The sequence below is a fragment of the Desulfuromonas soudanensis genome, from assembly GCF_001278055.1.
In the GTDB taxonomy this organism is placed as follows: domain Bacteria; phylum Desulfobacterota; class Desulfuromonadia; order Desulfuromonadales; family WTL; genus Deferrimonas; species Deferrimonas soudanensis.
Genome location: NZ_CP010802.1, coordinates 2,901,295 through 2,925,354, shown reverse-complemented (window position 1 = coordinate 2,925,354; position 24,060 = coordinate 2,901,295). Strand labels below are relative to the sequence as shown.

Below are 24,060 nucleotides of genomic sequence, written 5' to 3'. Positions count from 1 at the left end.
TGCTGGCGATGAACAAAACCTTTCTGGCTCCTGCCAAGATTAATCTCTGTCTCCATGTGGTGGGGAAACGCCCCGACGGCTATCACGAGCTGGCCATGCTGATGCAGCGGGTTTCCCTCTACGACACCGTCAGGATCGCCCTGGTCGCCGAAGGGGGGGTCCGGGTTGTCTGCAAGGGGGTGGACCTCCCCCCGGGGGGGGAGAATATCGCGGCCCGGGCCGCCCGGCGGATGCTCGAGCTCTCCGGGGCCGACTGCGGCGTGGAGATCGTCATCGACAAGGCGATCCCGGTGGCCGCCGGGCTGGGAGGGGGGTCCTCCGATGCCGCGGCGGTCCTGATGGGGCTCGACGAGATGCTCTCCACCGCCCTCGGGAAAGAGCGGCTCATGGCCGAGGGGGGGAAGCTCGGTGCCGACGTTCCGTTCTTCATCTTCAAGGAGCCGGCCTGGGCCACGGGGATCGGCGATTGCCTCGAGACGGTCCCATCCCTGGCACCCTTCTGGTACGTCCTGGTGAACCCCGGAGTCGCCGTTTCCACGGCCTGGGTTTATCAAAATTTAGGGTTGACTTCCCCGGGGACAGTGGCTAGAATGCCGGGGTTTCTCGAAACAACGGCGGGAGTTGTACGCCTGTTGCATAACGACCTCGAAGGGGTGACCATTCCCCGATATCCGGTGATCGCCTCTCTCAAGGAGCGACTCCTCGGGCTCGGAGCCGCAGGAGCCCTGATGTCCGGGAGCGGGCCGACCGTTTTCGGCGTCTTCGAAGGGGTCGAGGCAGCCCGGGCGGCCTGCGAGGAACTCGCGACGGTCCCCGGGTGGCGCTCTTTTCTGGTGCGGGCTCTCTAGTCCTGTTCTTGCTGCACTTCTTTAATATTGTGTTTTGATGGGGCGTCGCCAAGCGGTAAGGCACCGGATTTTGATTCCGGCATTCCCAGGTTCGAATCCTGGCGCCCCAGCCACAGACTGCGAGAACCCGTTTGCGGGCGGCGGCGGGCCGACGGCAGCGGGGCTTCTGAGAGCTTTTCATTCTTCAGGCTAGGTCATGGTTTCCATGACCTACAGTTTTTCCAAGCAGTCAGTGAGGGTTTAGTGGTGGACAAGCTTAAGATATTCTCCGGAAACTCCAATGTCGCCCTGGCCCGGGAGATCTGCGGCCATCTTGCCGTTCCCCTGGGAAACGCCAAGGTCAAGGCCTTTTCCGACGGCGAGATCATGGTGGAGATCGGGGAGAACGTCCGCGGGCGGGACGTCTATATCATTCAGTCCACCTGCTCTCCGGCGAACCAGAACCTCATGGAGCTTCTGGTGATGGTCGACGCCCTCAAACGGGCCTCCGCCGCGCGCATCACCGCGGTGATCCCCTACTTCGGCTATGCCCGTCAGGACCGCAAGGTCGCGCCGCGGACGCCGATCACCAGCAAGCTCGTCGCCGACCTCATCGCCACGGCCGGAGTCGACCGGGTCCTGACCATGGACCTGCATGCCGGGCAGATCCAGGGATTTTTCAACATTCCCGTCGACCACCTCTATGCCGCCCCGGTCATCCTCGACAATATCAAGTCCCGCTTCGGCGGCAAGGCGGTGGTGGTTTCTCCCGATGCCGGCGGAACCGAACGCGCCCGCGCCTTTGCCAAGCGCCTCGACGCCGGCCTGGCGATCATCGACAAACGGCGCAGCGGTCCCAACGTTTCCGAGGTGATGCACATCATCGGCGACGTCGAGGGACAGGTCTGTCTCATCGTCGATGATATGATCGATACCGCCGGTACCCTCTGCCAGGCGGCGCGGGCTCTCAAGGAGGCCGGAGCGACGGAGGTTTATGCCTGCGCCACCCATGCGGTCCTTTCCGGACCGGCCCTGGAGCGTATCAACGAGAGTTGCCTGAAGGAGGTGTTGGTGACCAACTCCATCCCCGTGGCGGAAAAACTCAAGGACTGCCCCAAACTGCGCCCCCTCTCCGTCGCCGAGCTTCTGGCCGAGGCGATCCGCCGCATCCACGGAGACGAGTCGGTCAGTTCGTTGTTCGTCTAGACAAGCACTATTTCCTGCGCAACAGTGACTCAATAAACCAGTCAGAATCTTGGAGGATTCAATAAATGGCACAGTCGGAACTCAACGTTACCAATCGTGATCGCACCGGAAAAGGGGTTGCTCGCACCCTGCGCCGCGAAGGGCTGATCCCCGCCACCGTCTACGGGCGCGGCCTGGAGCCCTGCTCCATCATTGTCGAGCCCAAGGCTCTGAAAACGGCGATCGCCACCGAGGCGGGGTGGAACACCCTGATCACCCTGAAGGGGGAAGGATCCTTCTCCGGCAAGGTCGTGATCCTCAAAGATATGCAAGTCGACGCTATTCGCCGCAACATGAAGCACGCCGATTTTCAGGTCGTCGACATGAAAAAGAAGATTCATGTCATGGTTCCCGTCCATACCCTCGGAAAACCGGAAGGGGAAAAAGTGGGCGGCATCATGCAGGTCATCCGACATGAACTCGAGGTCGTCTGCCTTCCGACAGCCATCCCGAGCGCCATTGAGGTCGACGTGACCGCAATGAAGATCGGCGATGTGTTGCATATCGAGGATATTGCCCTGCCGGCCGGCATCGAAGTACCGCATGAGGTCAACTTCACCGTCATTATCCTTTCCAGTCCTACGGTCGAAGAAGAAGAGACCGAAGAGGCCGAAGGGGCTGAAGAGGCCTGATCTTGAAGTTGGTGGCTGGCCTGGGCAACCCCGGCGCAAAGTACGAGGGGACCCGGCACAACATCGGTTTCATGGTCGTCCGGTGCCTGGCGGAGCGCTGCGGCGTTTCCCTGAAGAAGAACGGATATCAGGGGGTCTACGGCGTCGGTCGCTGCGCCGGCCAGGAAGTTTCCCTCCTTTTGCCCCAGACCTACATGAATCTCAGCGGCGCCAGTGTCGGCTCCGCCTGCAAATCCCTCGGTGTCGCACCGGGGGATTTGATTGTGGTTCATGATGACATCGACCTCCCCTTCGGCGCCCTGAAGATCCGCTGCGGGGGCGGTCACGGCGGACACAACGGCATCCGCAGCATCCGTGAGGTTCTCGGGACCGGTGACTTTGTGAGGATCAAGGTGGGTGTCGGACGTCCGGGGGGCGGCGACATCGCCGACTATGTATTGAGCGCATTTTCCGGGGCGGAACGCAAGGTTCTGGACAATGTTTTGGTGAACGCGGCCATGGCCGTCGAGGCGGTCCTCGAAAAGGGGGTGACCTGGGCCATGAACGAATTTAACAATCGCGACGCTACTATCTGAAACTGTGGGAAAGGGAGGGTAAGGAAACAATGGAACTGCAAATGTATGCACCGATTCTCGGCGCCGTGGGTTTTGTCATCGCCATCGTGATGTATGGCGTAGTCAAGGCTCAGCCTGTGGGCAACGACCGCATGAAGGAGATCTCCGAAGACATCCACGCCGGTGCCATGACCTTTCTGGGTCGTGAATACCGCGTTCTGGCCATCTTCATCCTTCTGGTCTTCGGGCTGATCGCCATGGGGATGAACTTCCAGACGGCCTTCGCCTTTGTCGGCGGCGCCGCCTGCTCCATGATTTGCGGTTTCATCGGCATGAAGGCCGCGACCCGCGCCAACGTCCGGACCGCCGAGGCTGCCCGGCAGTCCGGTCAGGCCAAGGCCCTGGAGATCGCCTTCAACGGCGGAGCCGTCATGGGTCTGGCCGTCGCGTCCCTCGGCCTCGTCGGCGTCGGTATCGCCTATATCTATTTCGGCGGCAACCCCGAAACGGCGACCTACATCAACGGCTTTGCCATGGGCGCCTCTTCCATCGCCCTCTTTGCCCGCGTCGGCGGCGGCATTTACACCAAGGCAGCCGATGTCGGTTCCGACCTGGTCGGCAAGCTCGAAGCCGGCATCCCCGAAGACGATCCCCGCAATCCCGGTGTCATCGCCGACAACGTCGGTGACTGCGTCGGCGACACGGCCGGCATGGGCGCCGACATCTTTGAATCCTACGTCGGTTCGATCATCGCCACCATCGCCATCGCCGCCGCAGCCGGTCCCGCTCTTCTCGAGCAGCTCGGCGGTGCCGACGTGCGGGCCAACGCCATGCTCCTCCCCCTGGTTCTGGCCATGGTCGGTCTGATCTTCTCCATCATCGGCATCGTCTCGATGAAGGTCCTCAAGGGACTCGATCCGGCCAAGGCCCTGCACTACACGACCTTTGTCGCCGCCGGCGGCTTTCTCGTCGCCGCCTACTTCGTCATCGCCAGCATGCACATTGACAACGGTGTCTTCTGGGCGATCGTCGCCGGAACCCTGGCCGGGATCATCATCGGCCAGATCACCGAGTACTATACCGCCAAGAGCCCCGTGGCCCGTATCGCCGAGGCGAGCAAGACCGGCGCCGCGACCAATATCATCCACGGCCTTGCCGTCGGTCTCGAATCGACCGTACTGCCGGTTCTGATCATCTGCATCGGCATCTATGTCGCCAATTACTATGCCGGCCTCTACGGGATCGGCATTGCCGCCGTCGGCATGCTCGCCACCGTCGGCGTGACCATGACCGTCGACGCCTACGGTCCGATCGCCGACAACGCCGGCGGCATCTCGGAGATGGCCGGCCTCGGTCCCGAAGTGCGCAAGATCACAGACGATCTCGATGCCATCGGCAATACCACCGCCGCCATCGGCAAGGGTTTTGCCATCGGCTCCGCGGCCCTGACCGCCCTGGCGCTCTTCTCCGCCTACGCCACCACCGTCAAGCTCGAAACCATCAACCTGATCGACCCCATGGTTGTCATCGGCCTGCTCATCGGCGGCGCCCTGCCGTTCTTCATCGGCGCCCTGACCATGACCAGCGTCGGCCGGGCCGCCGGCAAGATGGTCGATGAGATCCGCCGTCAATTCCGGGAGATCCCCGGCCTTCTCGAAGGGAAGCCCGGCGTCCGCCCCGAGTCGGAGAAGTGCGTGGACATCTCGGCACGGGCCGCCCTGCGGGAGATGATTTTGCCGGGCATGGTCGCCGTGACCGCCCCCGTCCTCGTCGGTTTCGTTCTCGGCAAGGAAGCCCTCGGTGGAATGCTCGCCGGGGCCACCCTGGCCGGCGTTCTGCTGGCGCTGATGATGTCCAACGGCGGCGGCGCCTGGGACAACGCCAAGAAGTACATCGAAAGAGGTGAACTCGACGGCGAGAAGAAGGGGGGCAGCGCTCACGCCGCTGCGGTCATCGGCGACACCGTCGGCGACCCCTTCAAGGACACCTCCGGTCCGGCGATGAACATCCTCATCAAGCTGATGAGCGTGGTGTCGCTGGTGATCGCTCCGCTCCTCGTCGGCAGATAATCGTCGGGGAAAACCTGGATGAACTCGATAGCCGGGGCCTCTGGTCCCCGGCTATCGTACTTTTACCGAAGAAGAGACCTATGGGATTCAAATGCGGCATTGTCGGCCTCCCCAACGTCGGCAAATCGACCATCTTTAACGCTATCACCTCCGCCGGAGCCGAAGCGGCCAACTATCCGTTCTGTACCATCGAGCCGAATGTCGGCGTCGTCTCCGTCTCCGACCGGCGCCTCGATGCCCTGGCGGAAATCGTCCATCCGGAACGGATTCTGCCGACGAACATGGAATTCGTCGACATCGCCGGGCTGGTCAAGGGAGCCAGCCGCGGGGAAGGGCTGGGGAACCAGTTTCTCGGCCATATTCGTCAGGTCGATGCCATCGCCCACATTGTCCGCTGTTTCGACGACGAGAACGTCGTTCATGTCGACGGCAGTGTCGATCCCCTGCGGGATGTGGAGGTGATCCAGACCGAACTCAACCTTTCCGATCTGGAAACCGTCGAAAAGCGCCTCGTCCGCACCGAAAAGCAGGCCAAAAGCGGCGACAAAAAGCTCAAGGCCGAACTCGACGTCCTTGTCAAGCTCCGCGCCGTCCTCAATGTCGGGCGTCCTGCCAGCGCCGTGGAGCTGGCCGAGGACGAACTGCAGATCCTGCGCGAACTGCACCTGATTACCGCCAAGCCGGTTCTCTATGTGGCCAACGTCTCCGAGGACGACCTGGACGGCAAGCACCCCTTCGTCGGTGAACTCCGGGATTTCGCCGCCAGGGAAGGGGCGGAGATGGTCGTCATCTGCGGCAAGATCGAAGCGGAAATCGCCGAACTCCCCCCCGAGGAAAAGGGGGAGTTTCTTCAGGAACTGGGGCTCGCCGAGTCCGGCCTCGACCGGATGATTCTTGCCGGCTACCATCTCCTCGGGTTGATCACCTATTTTACCGCCGGGGTCAAGGAGGTGCGTGCCTGGACCATCCCCCGGGGGACCAAGGCGCCGGGAGCGGCGGGGGTCATTCACACCGATTTCGAAAAAGGCTTCATTCGCGCCGAGGTCATCGCCTACCAGGATTTCATCGATGCCCGGGGTGAATCCGGCGCCAAGGAAAAGGGGCTGATGCGGCTGGAGGGGAAGGAATACGTGGTTGCCGACGGCGACGTGATGCACTTCCGCTTCAACGTCTAACTTAAATAAGGTTGAAATGCCACGGGAGCTGTGGTATTAGAGATAGTTCTTTTCCAGGCTTGGGCGCAAGGATTGCGCCCGCTCCTTGCTCCGGGATGACCCGGGGCTACAAACCCATGAGGAGGTCAGATTTAATGCGTACGTACGAAACGATTATCATCGTTCATCCCGAGATGGTCGGCGACGAGTATGCCGCCATCGTTGAGAAGTTCAAGAAGGTCCTCATCGACCAGGGCTCGGAGATTCTCAAGTTCGACGAGTGGGGGACCCGCAAGCTTGCCTATATGGTGAAGAAGCAGGGTCGCGGAACCTACCTCTATGTCGCCTATAAGGCACCTGCCCCGGCGATCAAGGAGTTCGAGCGCCGGATGCGGATCGATGAATCGATCATCAAGTTCCAGACCGTGCACCTCGAAAAAGGTCTCACCATCGCTCCCGTGGCTGCTGTCGCCGAAGGGACTCCGTCCGAGGACGAAGGCGAAGAAACCGAAGCCGAGGCCTGAGCCGGGCGCCCACTCATAATTACGGAGGATTCCAGATATGGCATACGAAAAGAAACCTGCTAGACCCGCCGGCGGCCCCCGTCGCCGCTTCACCCGCCGCAAAGGTTGCCGCTTCTGCGGCGACAAGGATCTGACCATCGACTACAAGGAAATCCGCGGCCTCCGCTATTTCGTCTCCGAGCGCGGCAAGATCGTTCCCCGGCGCATTTCCGGGAACTGCGCCGAGCATCAGCGCAAGATCAATGAAGCGATCAAGCGGGCCCGCAACATCGCCCTGCTCCCCTTCACCAGCGCCCATTCCTTTGATTAATCGCTCGTTGCGCGCGCACTCGGGGAATTGATGCCGTGAATCGGCAGTTGCTTTACTTTATGGCCGGCGTCGCCGGCACCCTCTTGCTGCAGGTTGGCGTCGGCGCCCTCGGCCCGGCGGGGATTGTTCTGGCTTTGGCAATCCCGCTCCCTGCCGCCTTCATCGTGATGCGCTGGGGAGGGAAGCTCGGTGGGGTCGTCGTTCTCGGGACCGCCGCCATCATCGCCGCCGGTGGAGAGTTTGTCGCCTGCGGCGGGTACCTTTTGCAATACGCACCCCCCTCCCTTCTCCTGCCGCTTCTTTTGCGGCGAGGGATAGGCTGGGATCGGGCGGTCCTTGCGACCCTGGTCGTGCTGCTAACGACAGGGGGATTGGCCCTCGCCGGCCTCTCCGCCTATCAGGGTCGCAGCGTGGATGCCATGGTCGGTGAGTACGTTGGCAGTGAGGTCGATCGCGCCCTTGCTGCCTACGGAGAGGCCGACATCCCCCAGGACCGGTTGCAGGACGTGCAGCTTTTCCTGAAAAAGTCCGGTGAACTCATGGTTCGGGCCTATCCCGGACTGGCGACAGTCGCCGCCGGCACCCTGCTGTTGTTGACCACCCTGGCCCTCGCCTTGCTGGCGCCTGGCCGCTACCTGTTTCCCGGGGTCCCCTTTCACCTTTGGAGGGTCCCCGAACTGTTGATCTGGCCGCTGATCGTTGCGGGGTTTGCCACGTTCCTTTTTCGCGGTGCGCCCCAGACGGTCGGTATCAATCTGTTGACCATGGTTCTGCCGGTCTATTTTCTGCAGGGCCTGGCCATCGTTACCTACTTTTTCCGCAAACGGGGCTTTTCGCCGTTGTTTCGGGCTGTGGGTTACCTGTTAATCGCGGTCCTCAACCCGCTGCCGCTGATCGTCGCCGGCCTCGGTATTTTCGACCTTTGGGCTGATTTCAGGAAACCCCGAATCAAAAAAACGTAGATCTTTCTTGGGAGGAGATCGATGAACATCATTCTTGTTGAAAATGTGGACGGGCTTGGCACCATCGGCGATATGGTCAAGGTCAAACCCGGCTACGGCCGTAATTTCCTGGTTCCCCAGGGCCTGGCCGTCGAGGCCAATCCCCGCAACGTCAAGGAACTCGACCACCAGAAGCGCCAACTTGAGCGCAAGATGCTCAAGGTGCTGCAGGCCACCGAATTCCTCAAAGGGGAAATCGAAAAGGTCACCTGCGAATTCACTCTGCGCGCCAGCGAGGAAGGGCGCCTCTTCGGCAGCGTGACCTCCATGGAGATCGCCGAGCGTCTTGCTGCGGCCGGCGTCGAAGTCGATCGCAAGAAGATCCAGCTCGACGAGCCGATCAAGGCTCTCGGTGAATTTTCCGTTCCCGTGAAGCTCCAGGCGGGCGTGACCGCCAGCATCAAGGTGAAGGTCGCCGCCGCGGAATAGACCGCACGGCTTTCTCCTTGCTGGGCTGATTTACAGAGGCCGCCCTTGCCGGCGACCTCCGATACTGAACGACTGGCAATTCCAGACCGGCGGGAGGGGTTTATTCTCCCGCCGGTTTTAACCATTTGCCGGAGCAGTTTTTTGCCATGGTCGAAGCACCCTCCCATCGCCTCCCCCCCCAGACCCTGGAAGGGGAGATGTCCGTTCTCGGCGGTGTCCTGCTGGAAAACGAGGCCCTCAACAAGGCCCTTGAAATCCTGCGCCCCGACGATTTTTACCGCGAAGCCCATCGCAAGATCTTCAATGTCCTCATTTACCTCTCCGACAAGGGGGAGCCTGCCGACCTCGTGACCCTGACGGCCGCCCTTGAAGGGAAGGGGGAGCTGGAGGCCATCGGCGGGACCGCCTATCTGTCGACCCTCGTCGATTACGTCCCCACTGCCGCCAACATCGCCTACTATTGCCGCATCGTCAAAGAGAAGTCGATTGCCAGGCATCTGATCAACGTCTCCACGGAAATCGCCACCCGCGGTTACCAGGGGGGGGAGATCGAGGCGACTCTCGACTGGGCGGAAAAGTCGATCTTTGAAATTACCGGGATGAAGAGCAGCCAGTCCTATTTCTCCACCCGGGAGATCATGAAGGACACCTTCAAGGCGATCGAGAGGCTCTACGACCGCAAGGAACTGGTCACCGGCGTCCCCACGGGATTCACCGATCTCGATCTGATGACCGCCGGCCTGCAGGGGGGGGACCTCCTCATCATCGCCGGACGCCCTTCCATGGGGAAGACCGCCTTTGCCATGAACGTCGTCGAGCACGCCGCGGTTTATGCCGAGAAGAAGGTGCCGACGATCATCTTCTCCCTCGAAATGGGGAAGGAGCAGCTGGTGCAGCGTCTGCTCTGCTCCGTCTCCCGCGTCGATGCCAGTCGGCTGCGCACCGGCCATCTCGGCGATTCTGACTGGCCCAAGCTGACCAACGGCGCCGGACTCCTCTCCGAGGCGCCGATCTATATCGACGACACCCCCGCCATATCGGTTCTCGAACTTCGGGCCAAGGCGCGCCGCCTCAAGTCCGAGCGCGACCTCGGCCTGATCGTCGTCGACTACCTGCAGTTGATGAGCGGGCACAATTCCGAGAACCGCCAGCAGGAAATTTCCGAGATATCCCGTTCTCTCAAGGCTCTGGCCAAGGAACTCAAGGTCCCGGTCATCGCCCTCTCCCAGCTCAACCGTTCGCTGGAAAACCGCACGGACAAGCGCCCGATCATGGCCGACCTTCGGGAATCGGGAGCCATCGAGCAGGACGCCGACGTCATCGCCTTCGTTTACCGCGAGGCGGTTTACTGCGAGGCCTGCAGAAAACGGGACGGTTCCTGCGACAAGGGGCACGACAAGGATGCGGAAATTGTCATCGGCAAACAGCGAAACGGTCCGATCGGCACCGTGCATCTGACCTTCCGCGGGGAATACACCCGCTTCGAGAATCAGAGTCGCCGCGACGGCGGCTGATTTTGACCTGTCCCAAGTCTCGAAAGAATAGCCCCGGATCGGGATCCGGGGCTATTCTTTCGTTCGCTGCCTGGGTATTTTGCGCCATGGTACGTATTTTGCTATAAATAGGTCGCCGGGCGCATGGGCTGTCACCGCCGAAGGTGGCGGCGCCCGGGAATGCCGACTCTTTTGGAGGAAGACAGATGAAGAACACCGCCGGTCAATCCCCCTGCCGCCCTGCCGCACTCCTGGGGCGCCGCGGACTCCCGCTCCTTTTGGCCTCCCTCCTCTTTTTCTGGGGGTGCGCCAGCAAGACGATCGTCGTCACCATCCCGCCCAAGGTCGATCTGCAGGCCTACAAGGTGATCGGCGTCATCGAATTCGGCGCCGAAGGGGAGGACGCCCTGAGGCTGGACGCCACCCAGAAATTTCTCCAGAGCCTGCAGGCCGCCCAGCAGGGGGTCCTTCTCCTTGAGCTCGGCAGCGAGAAGGATGTTCTCCGTTCGGTGGGCGCCGAGACCCTCGACGCGCCGGCGATCCGGGCCATTGCCGCCAAAAATGGCGTCGATGCGGTCCTGACCGGCCTGGTGAAGGTCTCCGAAGCGAAACCGGAGCTGCAGCTGGGGAGAGACTTCAAGTCCCTGAGCGCCAAGGCCTCGGTGGATGGCGGCCTCAGTGCCAAAATTCGCGAGAGCCGAAGCGGTGCGACCCTGTGGACCAATTCGGCCAGCGGCAAATGGTCCATCGCCAGCCTGAACATCACCGACCGGGGGTCCTCATCCTTCGGCCTCAGCGATCCCCAGGCCAAATACGACAAGATGGTGACGGCCCTGGTCAACTCTGTGACCGAGGATTTCTGGCCGACCTATCAGCGGCGCCGGGTCGATGAGTAGGTCTCTGGGGCGAGCTGCCGGACTCAAACTCCCCGGTTGCGGGAATTGAAATAATTGCGGATGGCAAAAAAAAATGACGGTCTGCGGACCGTCATTTTTTTTTGGGGGGCATTAGGCCCCCTTCTTGACGAAACGGTAGCCGCGGCCGCGGACGGTAAGGAAATGGACGGGGGCGGCGGGGTCGGTTTCAAAGTACTTGCGCATCCGGACAATGAAGTTGTCGAGGGTGCGGGTTTCGGTGTCGGGAGAAACCCCCCAGACCGCCGAGAGCAGTTCGGCCCGGGAGAGGACCTCTCCTTCGTGGTGGAAGAAGGTGCGCAGCATCCGCACCTCGAGGTCGGTCAGGGCGATCTCTCCCTGGGGGGTGCGGGCGATCTGCTCCTGAAGGTCGATGCTGTTGGCGCCGAAGGTGATCCTCTCTTCCCGCCCCTGCTCGGGACGGTACCATTCGGAGCGCCGCAGGATTCCCTTCACCCGGAGCAGGAACTCCTCGAGGCTGAAGGGCTTGGTCAGGTAATCGTCGGCCCCGGCAAGGAGCCCTTCGACCCGCTCCGCCTCTTCCCCCCGGGCGGTGAGAAAGAGGATCGGCAGACGCCTGTCGGTCCGGCGCAGTCTCCGGCAGACCTCGAGGCCGTCGATCCCCGGGAGCATGCGGTCGAGGACCACCAGGGCGAAGGGGTGGGTCCCGATGGCCTCCAGAGCCTCTTCGCCGCTCTCGACATGGCTCACCCGAAACCCTTCCTCCTCGAGATTGAAGACCAGGCCGCGGGCGATGTTCGGTTCGTCCTCGACGAGGAGGATATGCACCGGGTTCATTGGCGGCTCCCCGGGGGATCCTTGACGAGGGGGAGGAGAAGGTGAACCGTGGTCCCCTTGCCGATCCCCTCGCTCTCCAGCCAGACCTTCCCCCGGTGCAGGCGCACCACGGTGTGAATGATGAACAGCCCCAGACCGGAGCCGCGGATCGTCTCCCCGGGAGGTCGCACGCGATAGAACATGCTGAAGACCTTTTTCTGCTCGTGTTTTTCGATCCCCTTCCCCCGGTCGGCAAAGCTCAGATGGGCATAGGCCCCTTCCCGGTAGAGGTGGACCCGGATGCGCGGCGGGCCGCTGGCGTAGAGGAGGGCATTTTCCAGAAGGTTGCGGAAAACCGTCTCGAGAGAATCGGGTTCGGCGAGGGCACAGAGGCCCGGCTCGATGTCGAGTTCCATGCGCCCGGCCTTGGGAAGGGAATACTGACGGGGGCGGAAGTAGCCGGAGACGAGCTCTGAGATGTTGCAGGGCTTGAGGTTCGGTTTGAGCCCCTTCTGTTCGAGCCGCTGGGTGGTGAGCATGTTGTTGATCAGGGTCCCGAGGCGGTCCGTATCGGCGAGCATGGTGTCGAGGAAGGTTTCCATCTTCTCCGCCGACAGTTTGCGCCGGCGGATCGTCTCGAGGTGCAGCTGCAACGAGGCGAGGGGGGATTTGAGCTCGTGGGTCACCTGGGCGATGAAGTCCCGCTGCGCCCGATAGAGAGCGACCTGGCGCCGCCAGTAGAGAAAGATCACGTAGACCCCGGCGAGGATCGCCGCCAGCAGCACCAGCCCCTCGACGAGAATGAACCAGTCCACCCCCCCCTGAATGAGGTCGGGGCTGTACTTCTCGGCGATCATCCGCAGCCGGCGGTGGCTCCCCATGAACCAGGAGATCCAGAAGACCACCAGGAGGATCCACAGCAGCTGGATGCCGATGATGGCCATCAGGGGGTTGAAAAGGCGTCCGAATCGTTTCATGTCCTCTCTTTACCATCTCCGCCGGCGGCCCGACAAGGGGAATCTCGGCGTGGTTTTACAGAACTATTACAATTCCAAAGGATGGCTTCTGCTAACATGGCCGAAATATTGGGTCGGATTTCCCGGTCCCCAAGGCAAGACAGGATCTTCTCTTATGATCAAGCCTCTGAAAATCGGCCGTTATACCCCGCGCTTCCCTCTGATCCAGGGGGGGATGGGGGTGCGTATCTCCGCCTCCGGCCTCGCCGGTCACGTCGCTCTCTGCGGCGGCATCGGTCTGGTGGCCAGCGCCGGAATCGGCCTCAATACCCCCTTTTACGACGGCAAGAACTTTTTCACCGCCGAGCCGGAAGGCCTCAAGGCCGAACTGCGCAAGGCCTATCAGATCGCCCCGGACGGCATCATAGGCACCAACTGCATGGTGGCGGTGACCAACTATGACGAGATGGTGCGCGCCTCCTGCGAAGGGGGCGCCAAGATCATCGTCAGCGGCGCCGGACTCCCTCTCAACCTTCCGGAGCTGACCGCCGAATGGCCCGAAGTGGCCATCGTCCCCATCGTCTCTTCGGTCAGGGCCGCCACACTCATCGCCCGCAAGTGGCACAAGGGGTGGGACCGTCTCCCCGACGCGGTGGTGGTGGAGGATCCCGACACCGCCGGCGGCCATCTCGGCGAGAAGCTCGAAAATATCGGTTCCGGAGAGTACGACCAGTACGCCACGGTGCGCGAAGTCAAAGCGTACTTCCGCGAAGAGTGGCAGGTGGAGATGCCGGTGATTGCCGCCGGCGGCATCTGGGACCGCGCCGACGTGCTGCACGCCCTTTCCGAGGGCGCCGACGGGGTGCAGATGGCCAGCCGCTTCGTCTGCACCGTCGAGTGCGACGCCTCCGACGCCTTCAAGAAGGCCTATCTCGACTGCAAGCCCGAGGACATCGGCCTGATCATGAGCCCTGCCGGGCTCCCCGGCCGCGCCCTGAAGGGGAACGTCGAGCGGATCCGCCAGCGCGACCTCGCACTCGGTCTCCGCTGTCCCTCCGGGTGCCTCAAGAAGTGCTCCTACAAGACGGGACAGGAACGCTTCTGCGTCGTCCACGCCCTCGACCGCGCCCAGCGGGGGGACGTCGAGACCGGCCTTGTCTTCTGCGGCACCAACGCCTGGAAGGCGAACAAGATCACCACCGTGCAGGCGATCTTCGACGAGCTCTTCGACCTGGTCGACGGCGTTCCGCGGCAGGAAACGGCCGGCGCCTGACCCTGGCCGCAAATGTTCCAGAGAAAAGGCGGACCCCGGAGGTTCGCCTTTTCTTTTTGCTCCGTCAACCTCGCCGCCGCCAAACAGCCGGGGGCGCCGACCGCCGGGCGCGGGAATTCTTGTCTTTTGGGGGCGTTTGATTTAAAGTGCGTCGGTAAGTTTTTTGCAACAAGGGGAGACCGTCCCCCAAGGAGTCGAAATGACAGCAAACAACGAAGATTTCATCCCCAAGTGGATCGCCTGGGAGAGCACCCAGCGCTGCAACCTCAACTGCGTTCACTGCCGCTGCTCATCGGACATGGACGCGGCGGCGGGCGATTTCAATACCGCCGAAGCCAAAAAGCTCATCGACGACATCTGCGAGGTCTCCAAGCCGGTGATGGTCCTCTCCGGCGGCGAACCGCTGCTGCGCGAGGACATCTTCGAGATCGCCCGCTACGGCACCGCCAAGGGGCTGCGCATGTGCATGGCGACCAACGGCACGCTGGTGACCGACCAAGTCTGCGCGCAGATGAAAGAGGCCGACATCAAGATGGTCTCCCTGTCGCTGGACGGCTCGACGGCGGCGATTCACGACGATTTCCGCTCCTGCGAGGGCGCCTTCGCCGGGGTGGTCCGCGCCGCCGAGACCCTCAAGCGCAACGGAATCAAATTCCTCATCAACTCCTCCTTCACCAAGCGCAACCAGCACGACATCGGCGCCACCTTCAAGGTCGCCAAGGAGCTCGGGGCCACCGCCTGGTACATGTTCATGATCGTTCCCACCGGCCGCGGCGAAGAGATCATGAACGAGCTGATCAGCGCCGAAGATTACGAGGAAATCCTCTCCTGGCACTACGAGCAGGAGAAGAACGAGAGCGACATCCTCATGCGCCCCACCTGCGCTCCCCACTACTACCGCATCGTCCCGCAGATGGCCAAGGCCGAAGGGGTCGATTTCCAGCGCCGCTCCCTGACCTTCTCCACCGGCGGCGGCAAGGGGTGCATCGCCGCGCAGACGATCTGCCTCATCGACTGCTTCGGCAATCTCAAGCCCTGCTCCTACTTCCACTCTTCGGTCGGCAACGTCAAGCAGATCCCCTTCAAGGAGCTGTGGTACAACTCCAAGGTCTTCAACGACCTGCGGGATTTCAAGAAGTACACCGGCAAGTGCGGCGAGTGCGAGTTCATCAACGTCTGCGGCGGCTGCCGCGCCCGCGCCGACGCCGTCTACGGCGATTACCTGGCCGAGGAGCCTTTCTGCAACTACATCCCCAACCGCACCCGCAAGCGGATGGAGAAGGAAGCGGCGGAGAACGCACCGAAAGCGTAAGTTCAATTCTGAATTCTGAATTCTGGATTTTGAATGGAGAATGAAATTCAAAATTCAAAATTCACCATTCAAAATTGTCAGTCTGAATTCTGGATTTTGAATGGAGAATGAAATTCAAAATTCAAAATTCGCAATTCAAAATTTGTCATACAGGAGGTTCCATCCCCATGTCCAAAGAATACCCCTTCATCAAGGCCTGTTGGGGCCAGCCGACCGATTACGTCCCCGTCTGGCTGATGCGTCAGGCCGGCCGTTACCTGCAGCAGTACAAGGATGTTCGCGCCCAGGGGGGCGGCACCTTTCTCGACCTGTGCAAGGATCCGGCCCGGGCCGCTGAGGTGACCATCCAGCCGATCGACCTCCTCAATGTCGACGCGGCAATCCTCTTCTCCGACATCCTCACACCCATCGAGCCGATGGGGATGGCTCTCGACTTCGTCCCCGGTCCGGTCTTCGAAAAACCGATCCGCACCGCCGCCGATGTCGATGCCCTCATCGTCCCCGACGATATGGCCCAGGCGGTTCCCTACGTTCCGGAAATCCTCAAACGACTGCGCGTCGCCTTCGAGGGACGCGTCCCCCTCATCGGCTTCGGCGGAGCACCCTTCACCCTCGCCTGCTACATGGTCGAAGGGCACGGCAGCAAGGACTTTGCCGCCCTCAAGCAGATGATGTACGCCGACTTCCCCCTCTACGACGCGCTGATGAAGAAGATCACCGAGATGGACCGGCGTTACCTGAACATGCAGATCGAGGCCGGCGCCCAGGCGATCCAGATCTTCGACACCTGGGGCGGGCTCCTGGCCCCCCACGACTTCGAGCGCTATATCCTCCCCTACGTCAAGGAGCTGATCAACGGCCTCAACCGCGACGGCATCCCGGTGATCTATTTCGTCAAGAACGGCGGCACCATGCTCGAGCTGGTCAAGGAAGCGGGCGCCGACGTCGTCGGGCTCGACTGGCATGTCAATCTCGGCAAGGCCCGGGACATCCTCGGCCCGGAGGTGGCGGTGCAGGGGAACCTCGACCCGACCGTTCTCTATGCGCCGAAGCCCTACATCGAAAAAGAGGTCCAGCGCATTCTCGACGAAAACGCCGGGCGTCCCGGTTTCATCTTCAACCTCGGCCACGGCATCCTGCCGACGGTGCCGCCGGAAAACGCCATTCATATGGTCGAGTGCGTGCACCGACTCAGCCGGAAATAGTCCCTGTAAACTCATTCAATGAACCACCGAGGCACCGAGAACACAGAGAGACAAATAAGAAGACCTGCCCAAAGGGTTTTTAACCCGGTAACAGGTTGTGAAATTCAAGTTTTTCTCTGTGCCTCAGTGTCTCTGTGGTGGACTATCCCTCATGCCTGAACCGATACCGATAGGCCTAGTCCTCCTCAATATGGGGGGCCCCGATTCCCTCGAGGCCGTCGAGCCCTTTCTCTACAACCTCTTCTCCGACCGTCAACTGATCCAGCTCCCCCTGGGGAGCGTTCTCCAGCGCCCCTTCGCCAGGATTCTCAGCCATTTCCGGGCCCGGAAAGTGAGGGAGAACTACCGCGCCATCGGCGGCAAATCGCCGCAGCTGCGCTGGACGACCCTCCAGGCCGAGGGGATTGCCGCCGCTCTCGGTTCGCCCTTCAGGCCCTATGTCGCCATGCGCTACTGGGCGCCGCGGGCCGAAGAAACCCTGGAGCGGATGCGGGCCGACGGCGTGTCGCGGGCGGTCGTCCTCTCCATGTACCCGCACTACACGGGCGCGACCACCGGCAGCAGCATCGACGACTTTCGCCGCACCGCCGCCCGGGTCCACCCCGAGCTGCAGTTTTCCGTCATCGAGCAGTGGTTCGACTGGCCGGGCTATCTCGATGCCCTGGCCGGCCGCATCCGCGCCGCCCTCGAAGAGTACCACGAGCTGATGCGCGACGAGGTGCAGATCCTCTTTTCCGCCCACGCCCTGCCGCAGCGCTTCATCGACCGCGGCGATCCCTACCTCGAACAGGTCCTGGCGACGGTCAAGGGGACGATGCAGCGCCTCGGCGAGCGCCCCTGGCGCCTCGGTTTTCAAAGCCGCAGCGGTCCGGTTGCCTGGATGGAGCCGGACACCCTGACCGTCCTCGACGGGCTGGCCGACGAAGGGTACCAGGCGGTGCTCATGGTGCCGATCTCCTTCGTCTCCGACCATATCGAGACCCTCCACGAGATCGATATCGAGTACAGCGAGCACGCCCGAAAGCAAGGGATCCGCCGCTTTAGCCGAACCCCGTCCCTCAACGACCACCCCGATTTCATTGCCGCCATGGCGGATCTGGTTAAATTCCACCTGGAGGGGACAGATGCGCCCCTGTAGGCTCTGCGGCAGGACCTTCGACCCGGCAGCGCCACCGTCCACCCCCGCCGAGGAGGCCGGCTCGATCCTCGCCCGGGAACTCTACGACGACGCCGGAGAACTCTGCCCCCTCTGCCTGGACAACCGCGGCCGCCTAGCCATGATGTACGGCACGGAATTTCACGGCTGACGCCGTCCCGTGAATTTTTCTCAACGCCCAGAAAAAAAGAGGTCCCCCGTCGAGGGGACCTCTTTTTTTATAGGAGAACAAAACTCAAAAGTAAGGTCGTTGCCACCAAGGCACGGAGACACCAAGGAAATCCAGGGTGCAGGATATGCAATTCTTGGTGCCTTGGTGCTTTGGTGGCAAATATTCAAAGATTGGGATATTCCCGTTCCTCCTCCTGGTAGAAGGCAAAGCCATTGCGCCCCTGTTTTTTGGCCCGGTACATGGCGATATCGGCTTTTTTCATCAGCTCGGAGGTGTCCCCCCCGTCGTCGGGAGAGAGGGCGATGCCGATGCTGGCCGAGATCCTCCCTTGACCGGCGGGGAGGTCGAAGGGTTGCTCCAGTTTCTGCAGGATCTGCTGCGCCACGCCCTCGAGGTCTTCCCGCGAGTGGAAATCCCCCAGGATCACGGTGAACTCGTCTCCTCCCATCCGGGCGACGGTGTCGCTTTTGCGCAGTGTTCCGGCAAGGCGATGGGCGACCTGCTGCAGGAGGACGTCGCCGGCTCCGTGGCCCAGGGAGTCGTTGATCTCCTTGAAACGGTCGAGGTCGATGAACATCAGCGCCAGCGGCTTCCCATCCCGTTTCGAGCGGTTGATCGCCTGCTGCAGGCGATCCTGAAAGAGGGAGCGGTTGGGGAGACCGGTCAGGGGGTCGAAGTTCGCCTGGTGCCAGATCCGCTCCTGGAGCTGCTTGCGTTCGGTAATGTCCCGCAGCACCGTCTGCACGGCCCATTGGCTGCCGTAAAAGACCGGGGAGGAACCGGCCTCGACATCGACCGCCGTCCCGTCGAGGCGCAGGATCTTTTCTTCGATGTAGGATGCTTCGCTGTGGTCAATTTCGGTGGCGGTGATGCGTTTTTGCACGGCCTCACGGTTGTCCGGGTGGACGAGGTCGACGATCTTTTGGCCGCGGAGCTGTTCGGCCTTTTCGGCACCGAAGAGACGGGTCGCCACCGGATTGCCGAAGATGACTTCCCCCTTGCGGTGCACGAGGATGGCATCGGGAGAGCGTTCGATGAGTGAGCGGTTGCTCGCCTCGCTCTCCGTCAGGGCAATCTCGGCGTGCTTGCTGGCGGTGAGATCATGCAGGGTTTCGATGGCGGCGACGAGTCGCCCTTTCCGGTCGCGAATCGGCGCCGCCTCGAAGAAGAGGTAGCGGGACCGGCCGCAGATATCCGGAAACCAGTCCTCGGCCTGCAGTCCTTCGGGGATCAGCAGCGAATTGGCGAAACGGCTATAGAGATCGAGGGTCCCTTCGAGATTTCCGTCGATGATCAGATCGGCCAGACAGGGGCGGCGGTGGTCGTAAAAGGCCTGCCAGTGGCGGTCGGTGCCGACCACATCCTCGGCCCGGATTCCCGTCAGCTCTTCGCAGGCGCGGGTCCAGAGGATCACCCGGTGGTCGGTGTCGAGGACGAAGCAGGGGACAGCCGAGTTCTCCAGGAGATTTTCGGAAAAGTCCTTGGCGTCGGCGAGGGCGGTTTCCGCCGCCTTGCGCGGCGTGATATCGATCATCGACCCCACGAGGCCGGCGGGAGCGCCGTTTTCATCGTGGAAAACGGCCTTGTAGAAGAGGACCTCGTGCCGGCGGCCGTCGGCGAAGGTCATCGGCTGTTCGTAAATCTGGAACTCCCCGACCTCCTGGGCGTAGAGCTGCCGGTCGGCAGCGGCGATGAGTTCGGCCGCCTCGGGAGGGGCGATCTCCTCGACCGTCTTTCCGAAGAGCTCCCGGCGGGAGCGGCCGTAGACTTCCTCGAAGGCGAGGTTGCAGCCGAGGTAGCGCCCTTGCAGATCCTTATAATAGACGGGGTTGGGAATGGTGTCGATCACGGTCTGCAAGAATTGCAGGCGTTGGCGGCTCTGCTTCTTTTCTTTTTCGATCTCTTCCATCAGCCGGTTGTAGAGGACGGTGAGTTGGCCGACCTCGTCGTTGTTGCGCACCGGCAGCGGATCTCGCTTTCCGCTCTCTTCAATGTTGTGCTTGAGGTCGGCGCAGAGATGCTGCAGCGGTCCGGTCAGGTAGCGCATGAAGAGCCAGACGCACAGAGTGCAGGCCGCCAGCACCAGAATCAGCCCGATGATCATGAACTTTTTTATGCGCAGGATCGGCGCCATCGCCTCGGCTGCCGGGTAATTGGCCGCCAGGATCCAGTCGGTCTCGCGCAGGTGTTTGAAGGTTGCGATGACCTTCAATCCCCGGGAATTGACCGTATCCCCAGTCCCTTCGAAGCCGTCAATGGCCCGGTCGAAGAGGAGATTGGCCCCCACCGGGACGTCGTGCTGCATGATCCGGGTTGGATCGGGGTGCAGGATCATCAGCCGCCCGGGATTGTAGAGGAAAAAATAGCCTTTCTCGCCGATGCGGGTTCGTGTCAGGCGCCCGAGAAAGTTGTCGCCCAGCAGGTCGATGCTACCGCTGAGGACGGCGACGATCTCTCCGGACCGATTTTTGACCGGTGCCGTAAAGTTGACCGCCGGATGGCCGTGCTTCTTGCTGGAAATATAGGGATCGGAAATCGTCGGCGCCTTTGCGGCGAGGGTTTTTCGGAAATAGTCCCGCCAGGAATAGTCCTTGCCGCGGCGTCCCTCGATGTAGGGGGACTCGGCGAGCAGAATCCCCTCTGCGGAAAAGACAAAGACGCCGTTGTCGAAGATATGGCGGGTGCCGAGCCCGAGGCGGGTGTCGAGAAAGCGTTGCAGGGCCTCCGTGTCCCCGAGTATTTCAAGGGGGACGGTGGCGGCGGTCTGAACCATGATTTCCCGGGCCCGGGTCAGGTCGCCGTCGACTTTTTCGCTGATCTCCCTGATCAGGGTCATCTGCTGCCGGGCGATCCCCTCCCTGTGCCCCTTCTCCAGGTGATGCAGCGCCAGGAGCCCGAAGACCGACAGGGTGCCGAGGATCAGCACGAAGACCGTCAGGGCCATTTTGATTTTCAGGCTGATATAGCGTTTCAAGGAGGTTCTCCGGAAATGGGTCAGAAAATCGTCGCGAAGGCCGACCCTCCGGATTAATGCAAGAATCCAGCCTGCCTTGAGGGAGGCTGGATTTGTAGGAATTCATCTGGATAGAAGGAGGGGGGGGGCTCCTAGAGGCCGGAGTCGCGAAGTTTTTCGAGGAGTTTGCGCTGTTCGTCGCTGAGTTGCTGGGGAACGGTCACTTCGATGACGGCGTAGAGATCGCCGTGGGATTTGCCGCCGCGAACCGGGGCGCCGAACCCCTTGAGACGGATGCGTCCGCCGCTGCTCATGCCGGCGGGAACCTTGACCCGCTTGCCTTCTCCGAGGGTCGGAACGTCGACGGTTGTGCCGAGGCAGGCGCCGGAAAAGGGGATCTGCACCTTGACGAAGAGGTCCTCTCCTTCGCGGGTGAAGAGGGGGTCGGGTTCGATGCGGATCTCGAGAAAGAGGTCGCCGGGAGGACCCCCCATGGGACTGGGACCCCCCTTGCCGGCGACCCGCAGCTTCTGCCCCGACTCGATCCCCGGGGGGATCCGCACCTGGAGGTGCTCCGCCTGTCCCTGGGCCCGGAAATCGACGCGCCGCTCGCCGCCGAGGAGCGCCTGGCGCAGGGGGATGGCGATCTGCATCGAGTAGTCCTGTCCCTTGATCACCTGGCGACTGCCGCCACCCTGGGGGCGCCCCCGGCCGCCGCCGAAGAGGTGGCCGAAGATATCGTCGGTGCCGAAGCCGAACTCGCGGAAGATGTCGCCGACGTCGAAGTTGCGGTAGATGTCTTCCTGTGAATAGCGCTGGTGAAAGCCGCTCTCGCCGAACTGATCGTACTGGCGACGTTTTTCGGCGTCGGAGAGGACCGCGTAGGCCTCGGTGATCTCCTTGAATTTTTCCTCGGCCTTTTTGTCGCCGGGGTTCTTGTCGGGATGGAATTTGAGAGCCAGCTTGCGATAGGCTTTTTTGATCTCGTCGGCGGGGGCGGTCTTCTGAACGCCGAGAACGGCGTAATAGTCTTTTGCCATGGGAACTCCTGGAGGGCGGGGTGCCCTGACAATATAATGAGGCGGCGCCCTATCGTCAAGGGAAGATGGGAAAACCGCTCCGTCTCTTTCCCCCTTGACCTCGATTGTTTTGTCGTCTAATATTTAGCTATCCGAAATGTTAGGAAGGCAACGAATGGAACGGATCGAAAGAATGGCCCGGATCTACCCCCAGCTCATGGGACGGATGGGGCGGATGCGCACCCTGGTTCATGACGGGATGGACCTGACCTACAACCAGTACAAGACGCTGCTGACCATTGCCGACCGGGAGGACTGTTCCCTCGGGGATCTGGCCCGGGAACTGGGTGTGGCGATGAGCAGCGCCAGCCAGATGGTCGAGCGCCTGGTGGGGCAGGGGGTGGTGCACCGCGAACAGGACGCCGGCAACCGTCGTCAGCTGGTCATTCGTCTCACCCCGGCCGGGGAGGCGCTGGTGGCGGAGCTGCAGCGCGGAATTCTTGCCGGCTATGCGCGCATCCTCGAGCGCCTCGGTGACGAAGAGCAGGAACTGCTGGTGCAGTCCTTCGAGAACATCGCCCGGATTCTCGGCAAACTGACCTGAAAAACGATCCCGGGTGGGTTTTTCGCACCCGGCCAACTCACAGCAGCGGAGAGCTATCCATGATCAGAATTGCAGTCATTGGCGCCGGGATTTCCGGCCTGTCCACCGCCCATGCCGTACAGCGCCTGGCCGCAGAGGCCGGACTGGAGGTGGAAACGACGGTCCTGGAAAAAAAGGAGCGGCTGGGGGGGAAGATCCTCAGCGTCAAGGAGGAGGGGTATCTCTGCGAATGGGGACCCAACGGCTTTCTCGACAACAAGCCGATGACCCTTGAGCTCTGCGACCGCCTCGGCATCAGGGAGCGTCTGCTGCGCTCCAACGACAACGCCCGCAAGCGCTTCATCTACTCGGAAAAGAAGCTGCACCGTCTGCCGGAGAACGGCCCCTCCTTTCTCAAGTCGGACCTGATCTCCTGGCCCGGCAAGCTGCGCCTCGCCTGTGAGATGCTGGTGCCCCCCTACCGCGGCAGCGCCGACGAAACCCTGGCCGACTTCGGAAGGCGCCGTCTCGGGGCCGAGGCCCTCGACAAGCTGATTGCGCCGATGGTCGCCGGGATCTTCGCCGGCGATCCGGAAACGATGAGTCTCAAGAGCTGCTTTCCCCGCATCTACCAGCTGGAGCGGGAGTACGGCGGGCTGATCAAGGCGATGGCGCGCCTGGCGAAAAAGAAGCGCTCCGAGGTCAAGGCCGGCAAGGTGGTGGCCAGCGCCGCCGGTCCCGGTGGGACCCTCACCTCCTTTTCCGCCGGGATCCAGGAGCTCTCCGACGCCACCGCCGCGGCGATATCGGGGACCCTCCGCACCGGATGCGCCGTGGTGGCGATCCTCCCCAGGAAGGAGGGGTTCGAACTGCACCTGGAAAACGGCGGGGTTCTCGATGCCGAACTGGTGATCAGCGCCGCCCCGGCCCACGCCCTGGCGGGGATGCTCGAGGAAACCAGCGCCGCCATGGCCGACATCCTTAAAGAGATCCCCTACGCGCCGATGAACGTCGTCTGCTTCGGCTACCAGCGGCAGAAGATCGCCCGCGACCTGGACGGTTTCGGCTACCTGATTCCGAAAAAAGAAGGGAAGAACATCCTCGGCACCCTCTGGGACTCGAGCATCTTCCCTCACCGCGCCCCCGAGGGGCACGTCCTGCTGCGCTCGATGATGGGGGGAGCGACCAACCCCGGAGCGATTGCTCTCGGCGAGGAGGAGGTCAGGTCCCGGGTCAAGGCCGATCTCAAGGAAATCATGGGGATCGACGCCGAGCCCGATTTCGTCCGCGTCTTCCGCCATGACAAGGCGATCCCCCAGTATGTCTCCGGCCACGGCAAAAAGCTGCTGGCTCTCGACGAGCAGCTGGAAAAGACCCCCGGACTCTTCCTCACCGGAAACGCCTTTTTCGGCGTCGGTCTCAACGACTGCGTCAACGCCTCGAACCAGATCGCCGAGCGTGTCGTCGCCTTTCTCCGCCAGCGGCAATAGCCGCCGCGGTGC

23 protein-coding genes and 1 tRNA gene are annotated in these 24,060 nt (G+C 62.0%); 20 read left to right on the top strand and 4 right to left on the bottom strand.

Translation table 11 applies throughout. The annotated features are described in order from the left end of the window. Positions 1-8 precede the first annotated feature (8 nt). The 13 genes from ispE (at position 9) to DSOUD_RS13060 (ending at position 11,134) form a co-directional block, all read left to right on the top strand. A complete protein-coding gene (ispE, locus tag DSOUD_RS13120; RefSeq protein WP_053551436.1) occupies positions 9-848 on the top strand; it encodes a 4-(cytidine 5'-diphospho)-2-C-methyl-D-erythritol kinase in 840 nt (279 codons plus the stop codon). 38 nt (positions 849-886) lie between these two features. Further along, positions 887-961 (top strand) — tRNA-Gln (locus DSOUD_RS13115). Between the two features lie 133 nt (positions 962-1,094). After that, positions 1,095-2,033: a ribose-phosphate pyrophosphokinase gene (locus tag DSOUD_RS13110; RefSeq protein WP_198300317.1), complete on the top strand. Its 939-nt coding sequence runs from the start codon at positions 1,095-1,097 to the stop codon at positions 2,031-2,033. A 65-nt stretch (positions 2,034-2,098) separates the two neighbouring features. Then, positions 2,099-2,704 (top strand): 50S ribosomal protein L25/general stress protein Ctc, encoded by a 606-nt coding sequence (locus DSOUD_RS13105; RefSeq protein WP_053551434.1) that lies wholly within the window; start codon positions 2,099-2,101, stop codon positions 2,702-2,704. Between the two features lie 11 nt (positions 2,705-2,715). Continuing rightward, on the top strand, positions 2,716-3,279 hold the full coding sequence (pth, locus tag DSOUD_RS13100; protein ID WP_232426546.1) for an aminoacyl-tRNA hydrolase: 564 nt from the start codon (positions 2,716-2,718) through the stop codon (positions 3,277-3,279). Between the two features lie 29 nt (positions 3,280-3,308). Beyond that, positions 3,309-5,327, top strand: a complete 2,019-nt coding sequence (locus DSOUD_RS13095) for a sodium-translocating pyrophosphatase (protein WP_053551432.1) — start codon at positions 3,309-3,311, stop codon at positions 5,325-5,327. Between the two features lie 80 nt (positions 5,328-5,407). Further along, positions 5,408-6,502, top strand: a complete 1,095-nt coding sequence (gene ychF, locus DSOUD_RS13090) for a redox-regulated ATPase YchF (protein WP_053551431.1) — start codon at positions 5,408-5,410, stop codon at positions 6,500-6,502. 134 nt (positions 6,503-6,636) lie between these two features. Next, on the top strand, positions 6,637-7,005 hold the full coding sequence (rpsF, locus tag DSOUD_RS13085; RefSeq protein ID WP_053551430.1) for a 30S ribosomal protein S6: 369 nt from the start codon (positions 6,637-6,639) through the stop codon (positions 7,003-7,005). 37 nt (positions 7,006-7,042) lie between these two features. Beyond that, a complete protein-coding gene (gene rpsR, locus DSOUD_RS13080; RefSeq protein ID WP_053551429.1) occupies positions 7,043-7,315 on the top strand; it encodes a 30S ribosomal protein S18 in 273 nt (90 codons plus the stop codon). Positions 7,316-7,350: 35 nt separating this feature from the next. After that, positions 7,351-8,277 carry a DUF2232 domain-containing protein gene (locus tag DSOUD_RS13075; RefSeq protein ID WP_157671872.1) on the top strand — a complete coding sequence of 309 codons (927 nt, stop codon included), beginning with the start codon at positions 7,351-7,353 and terminating at the stop codon, positions 8,275-8,277. A 21-nt stretch (positions 8,278-8,298) separates the two neighbouring features. Beyond that, complete coding sequence (gene rplI, locus DSOUD_RS13070; RefSeq protein WP_053551427.1) at positions 8,299-8,745, top strand: 50S ribosomal protein L9; 447 nt, start codon at positions 8,299-8,301, stop codon at positions 8,743-8,745. Positions 8,746-8,891: 146 nt separating this feature from the next. Further along, positions 8,892-10,259, top strand: a complete 1,368-nt coding sequence (dnaB, locus tag DSOUD_RS13065) for a replicative DNA helicase (RefSeq protein WP_053552393.1) — start codon at positions 8,892-8,894, stop codon at positions 10,257-10,259. Between the two features lie 185 nt (positions 10,260-10,444). Next, on the top strand, positions 10,445-11,134 hold the full coding sequence (locus tag DSOUD_RS13060; RefSeq protein WP_053551426.1) for a hypothetical protein: 690 nt from the start codon (positions 10,445-10,447) through the stop codon (positions 11,132-11,134). A gap of 111 nt (positions 11,135-11,245) precedes the next feature. On the opposite strand, the gene DSOUD_RS13055 is transcribed toward DSOUD_RS13060, so the two are convergent. Then, the gene (locus DSOUD_RS13055; protein WP_053551425.1) at positions 11,246-11,950 is read right to left on the bottom strand and encodes a response regulator transcription factor; all 705 of its coding nucleotides are present in this window, start codon (positions 11,948-11,950) and stop codon (positions 11,246-11,248) included. Beyond that, a complete protein-coding gene (locus tag DSOUD_RS13050) occupies positions 11,947-12,906 on the bottom strand; it encodes a sensor histidine kinase (RefSeq protein ID WP_053551424.1) in 960 nt (319 codons plus the stop codon). The genes DSOUD_RS13055 and DSOUD_RS13050 overlap by 4 nt, the downstream gene beginning before the upstream one ends. 154 nt (positions 12,907-13,060) lie before the next feature. Here DSOUD_RS13050 and DSOUD_RS13045 point away from each other — a divergent pair, with 154 nt between their 5' ends. The 5 genes from DSOUD_RS13045 (at position 13,061) to DSOUD_RS13025 (ending at position 17,982) form a co-directional block, all read left to right on the top strand. Next, the gene (locus DSOUD_RS13045) at positions 13,061-14,158 is read left to right on the top strand and encodes an NAD(P)H-dependent flavin oxidoreductase (RefSeq protein ID WP_096335441.1); all 1,098 of its coding nucleotides are present in this window, start codon (positions 13,061-13,063) and stop codon (positions 14,156-14,158) included. A gap of 199 nt (positions 14,159-14,357) precedes the next feature. Beyond that, positions 14,358-15,470 carry a radical SAM/SPASM domain-containing protein gene (locus DSOUD_RS13040; protein ID WP_053551423.1) on the top strand — a complete coding sequence of 371 codons (1,113 nt, stop codon included), beginning with the start codon at positions 14,358-14,360 and terminating at the stop codon, positions 15,468-15,470. Positions 15,471-15,637: 167 nt separating this feature from the next. Further along, positions 15,638-16,675 carry a uroporphyrinogen decarboxylase gene (gene hemE, locus DSOUD_RS13035; protein WP_053551422.1) on the top strand — a complete coding sequence of 346 codons (1,038 nt, stop codon included), beginning with the start codon at positions 15,638-15,640 and terminating at the stop codon, positions 16,673-16,675. A gap of 151 nt (positions 16,676-16,826) precedes the next feature. Then, on the top strand, positions 16,827-17,813 hold the full coding sequence (gene hemH / locus DSOUD_RS13030; protein ID WP_053551421.1) for a ferrochelatase: 987 nt from the start codon (positions 16,827-16,829) through the stop codon (positions 17,811-17,813). Next, positions 17,800-17,982 (top strand): hypothetical protein, encoded by a 183-nt coding sequence (locus DSOUD_RS13025; protein WP_053551420.1) that lies wholly within the window; start codon positions 17,800-17,802, stop codon positions 17,980-17,982. The genes hemH and DSOUD_RS13025 overlap by 14 nt, the downstream gene beginning before the upstream one ends. A 184-nt stretch (positions 17,983-18,166) precedes the next feature. Here the strand turns inward: DSOUD_RS13025 and DSOUD_RS13020 are convergent, their stop codons facing one another. Together DSOUD_RS13020 and DSOUD_RS13015 are read right to left on the bottom strand one after the other, a co-directional pair. After that, on the bottom strand, positions 18,167-20,977 hold the full coding sequence (locus DSOUD_RS13020) for a sensor domain-containing diguanylate cyclase (protein ID WP_053551419.1): 2,811 nt from the start codon (positions 20,975-20,977) through the stop codon (positions 18,167-18,169). A 131-nt stretch (positions 20,978-21,108) separates the two neighbouring features. Beyond that, entirely contained in the window at positions 21,109-21,996 is an 888-nt protein-coding gene (locus tag DSOUD_RS13015; RefSeq protein WP_053551418.1) for a DnaJ C-terminal domain-containing protein, read from the bottom strand. A 154-nt stretch (positions 21,997-22,150) separates the two neighbouring features. Here DSOUD_RS13015 and DSOUD_RS13010 point away from each other — a divergent pair, with 154 nt between their 5' ends. After that, complete coding sequence (locus tag DSOUD_RS13010) at positions 22,151-22,579, top strand: MarR family winged helix-turn-helix transcriptional regulator (RefSeq protein ID WP_053551417.1); 429 nt, start codon at positions 22,151-22,153, stop codon at positions 22,577-22,579. 59 nt (positions 22,580-22,638) lie between these two features. Continuing rightward, positions 22,639-24,048, top strand: a complete 1,410-nt coding sequence (gene hemG / locus DSOUD_RS13005; RefSeq protein ID WP_053551416.1) for a protoporphyrinogen oxidase — start codon at positions 22,639-22,641, stop codon at positions 24,046-24,048. Positions 24,049-24,060 lie beyond the last annotated feature (12 nt).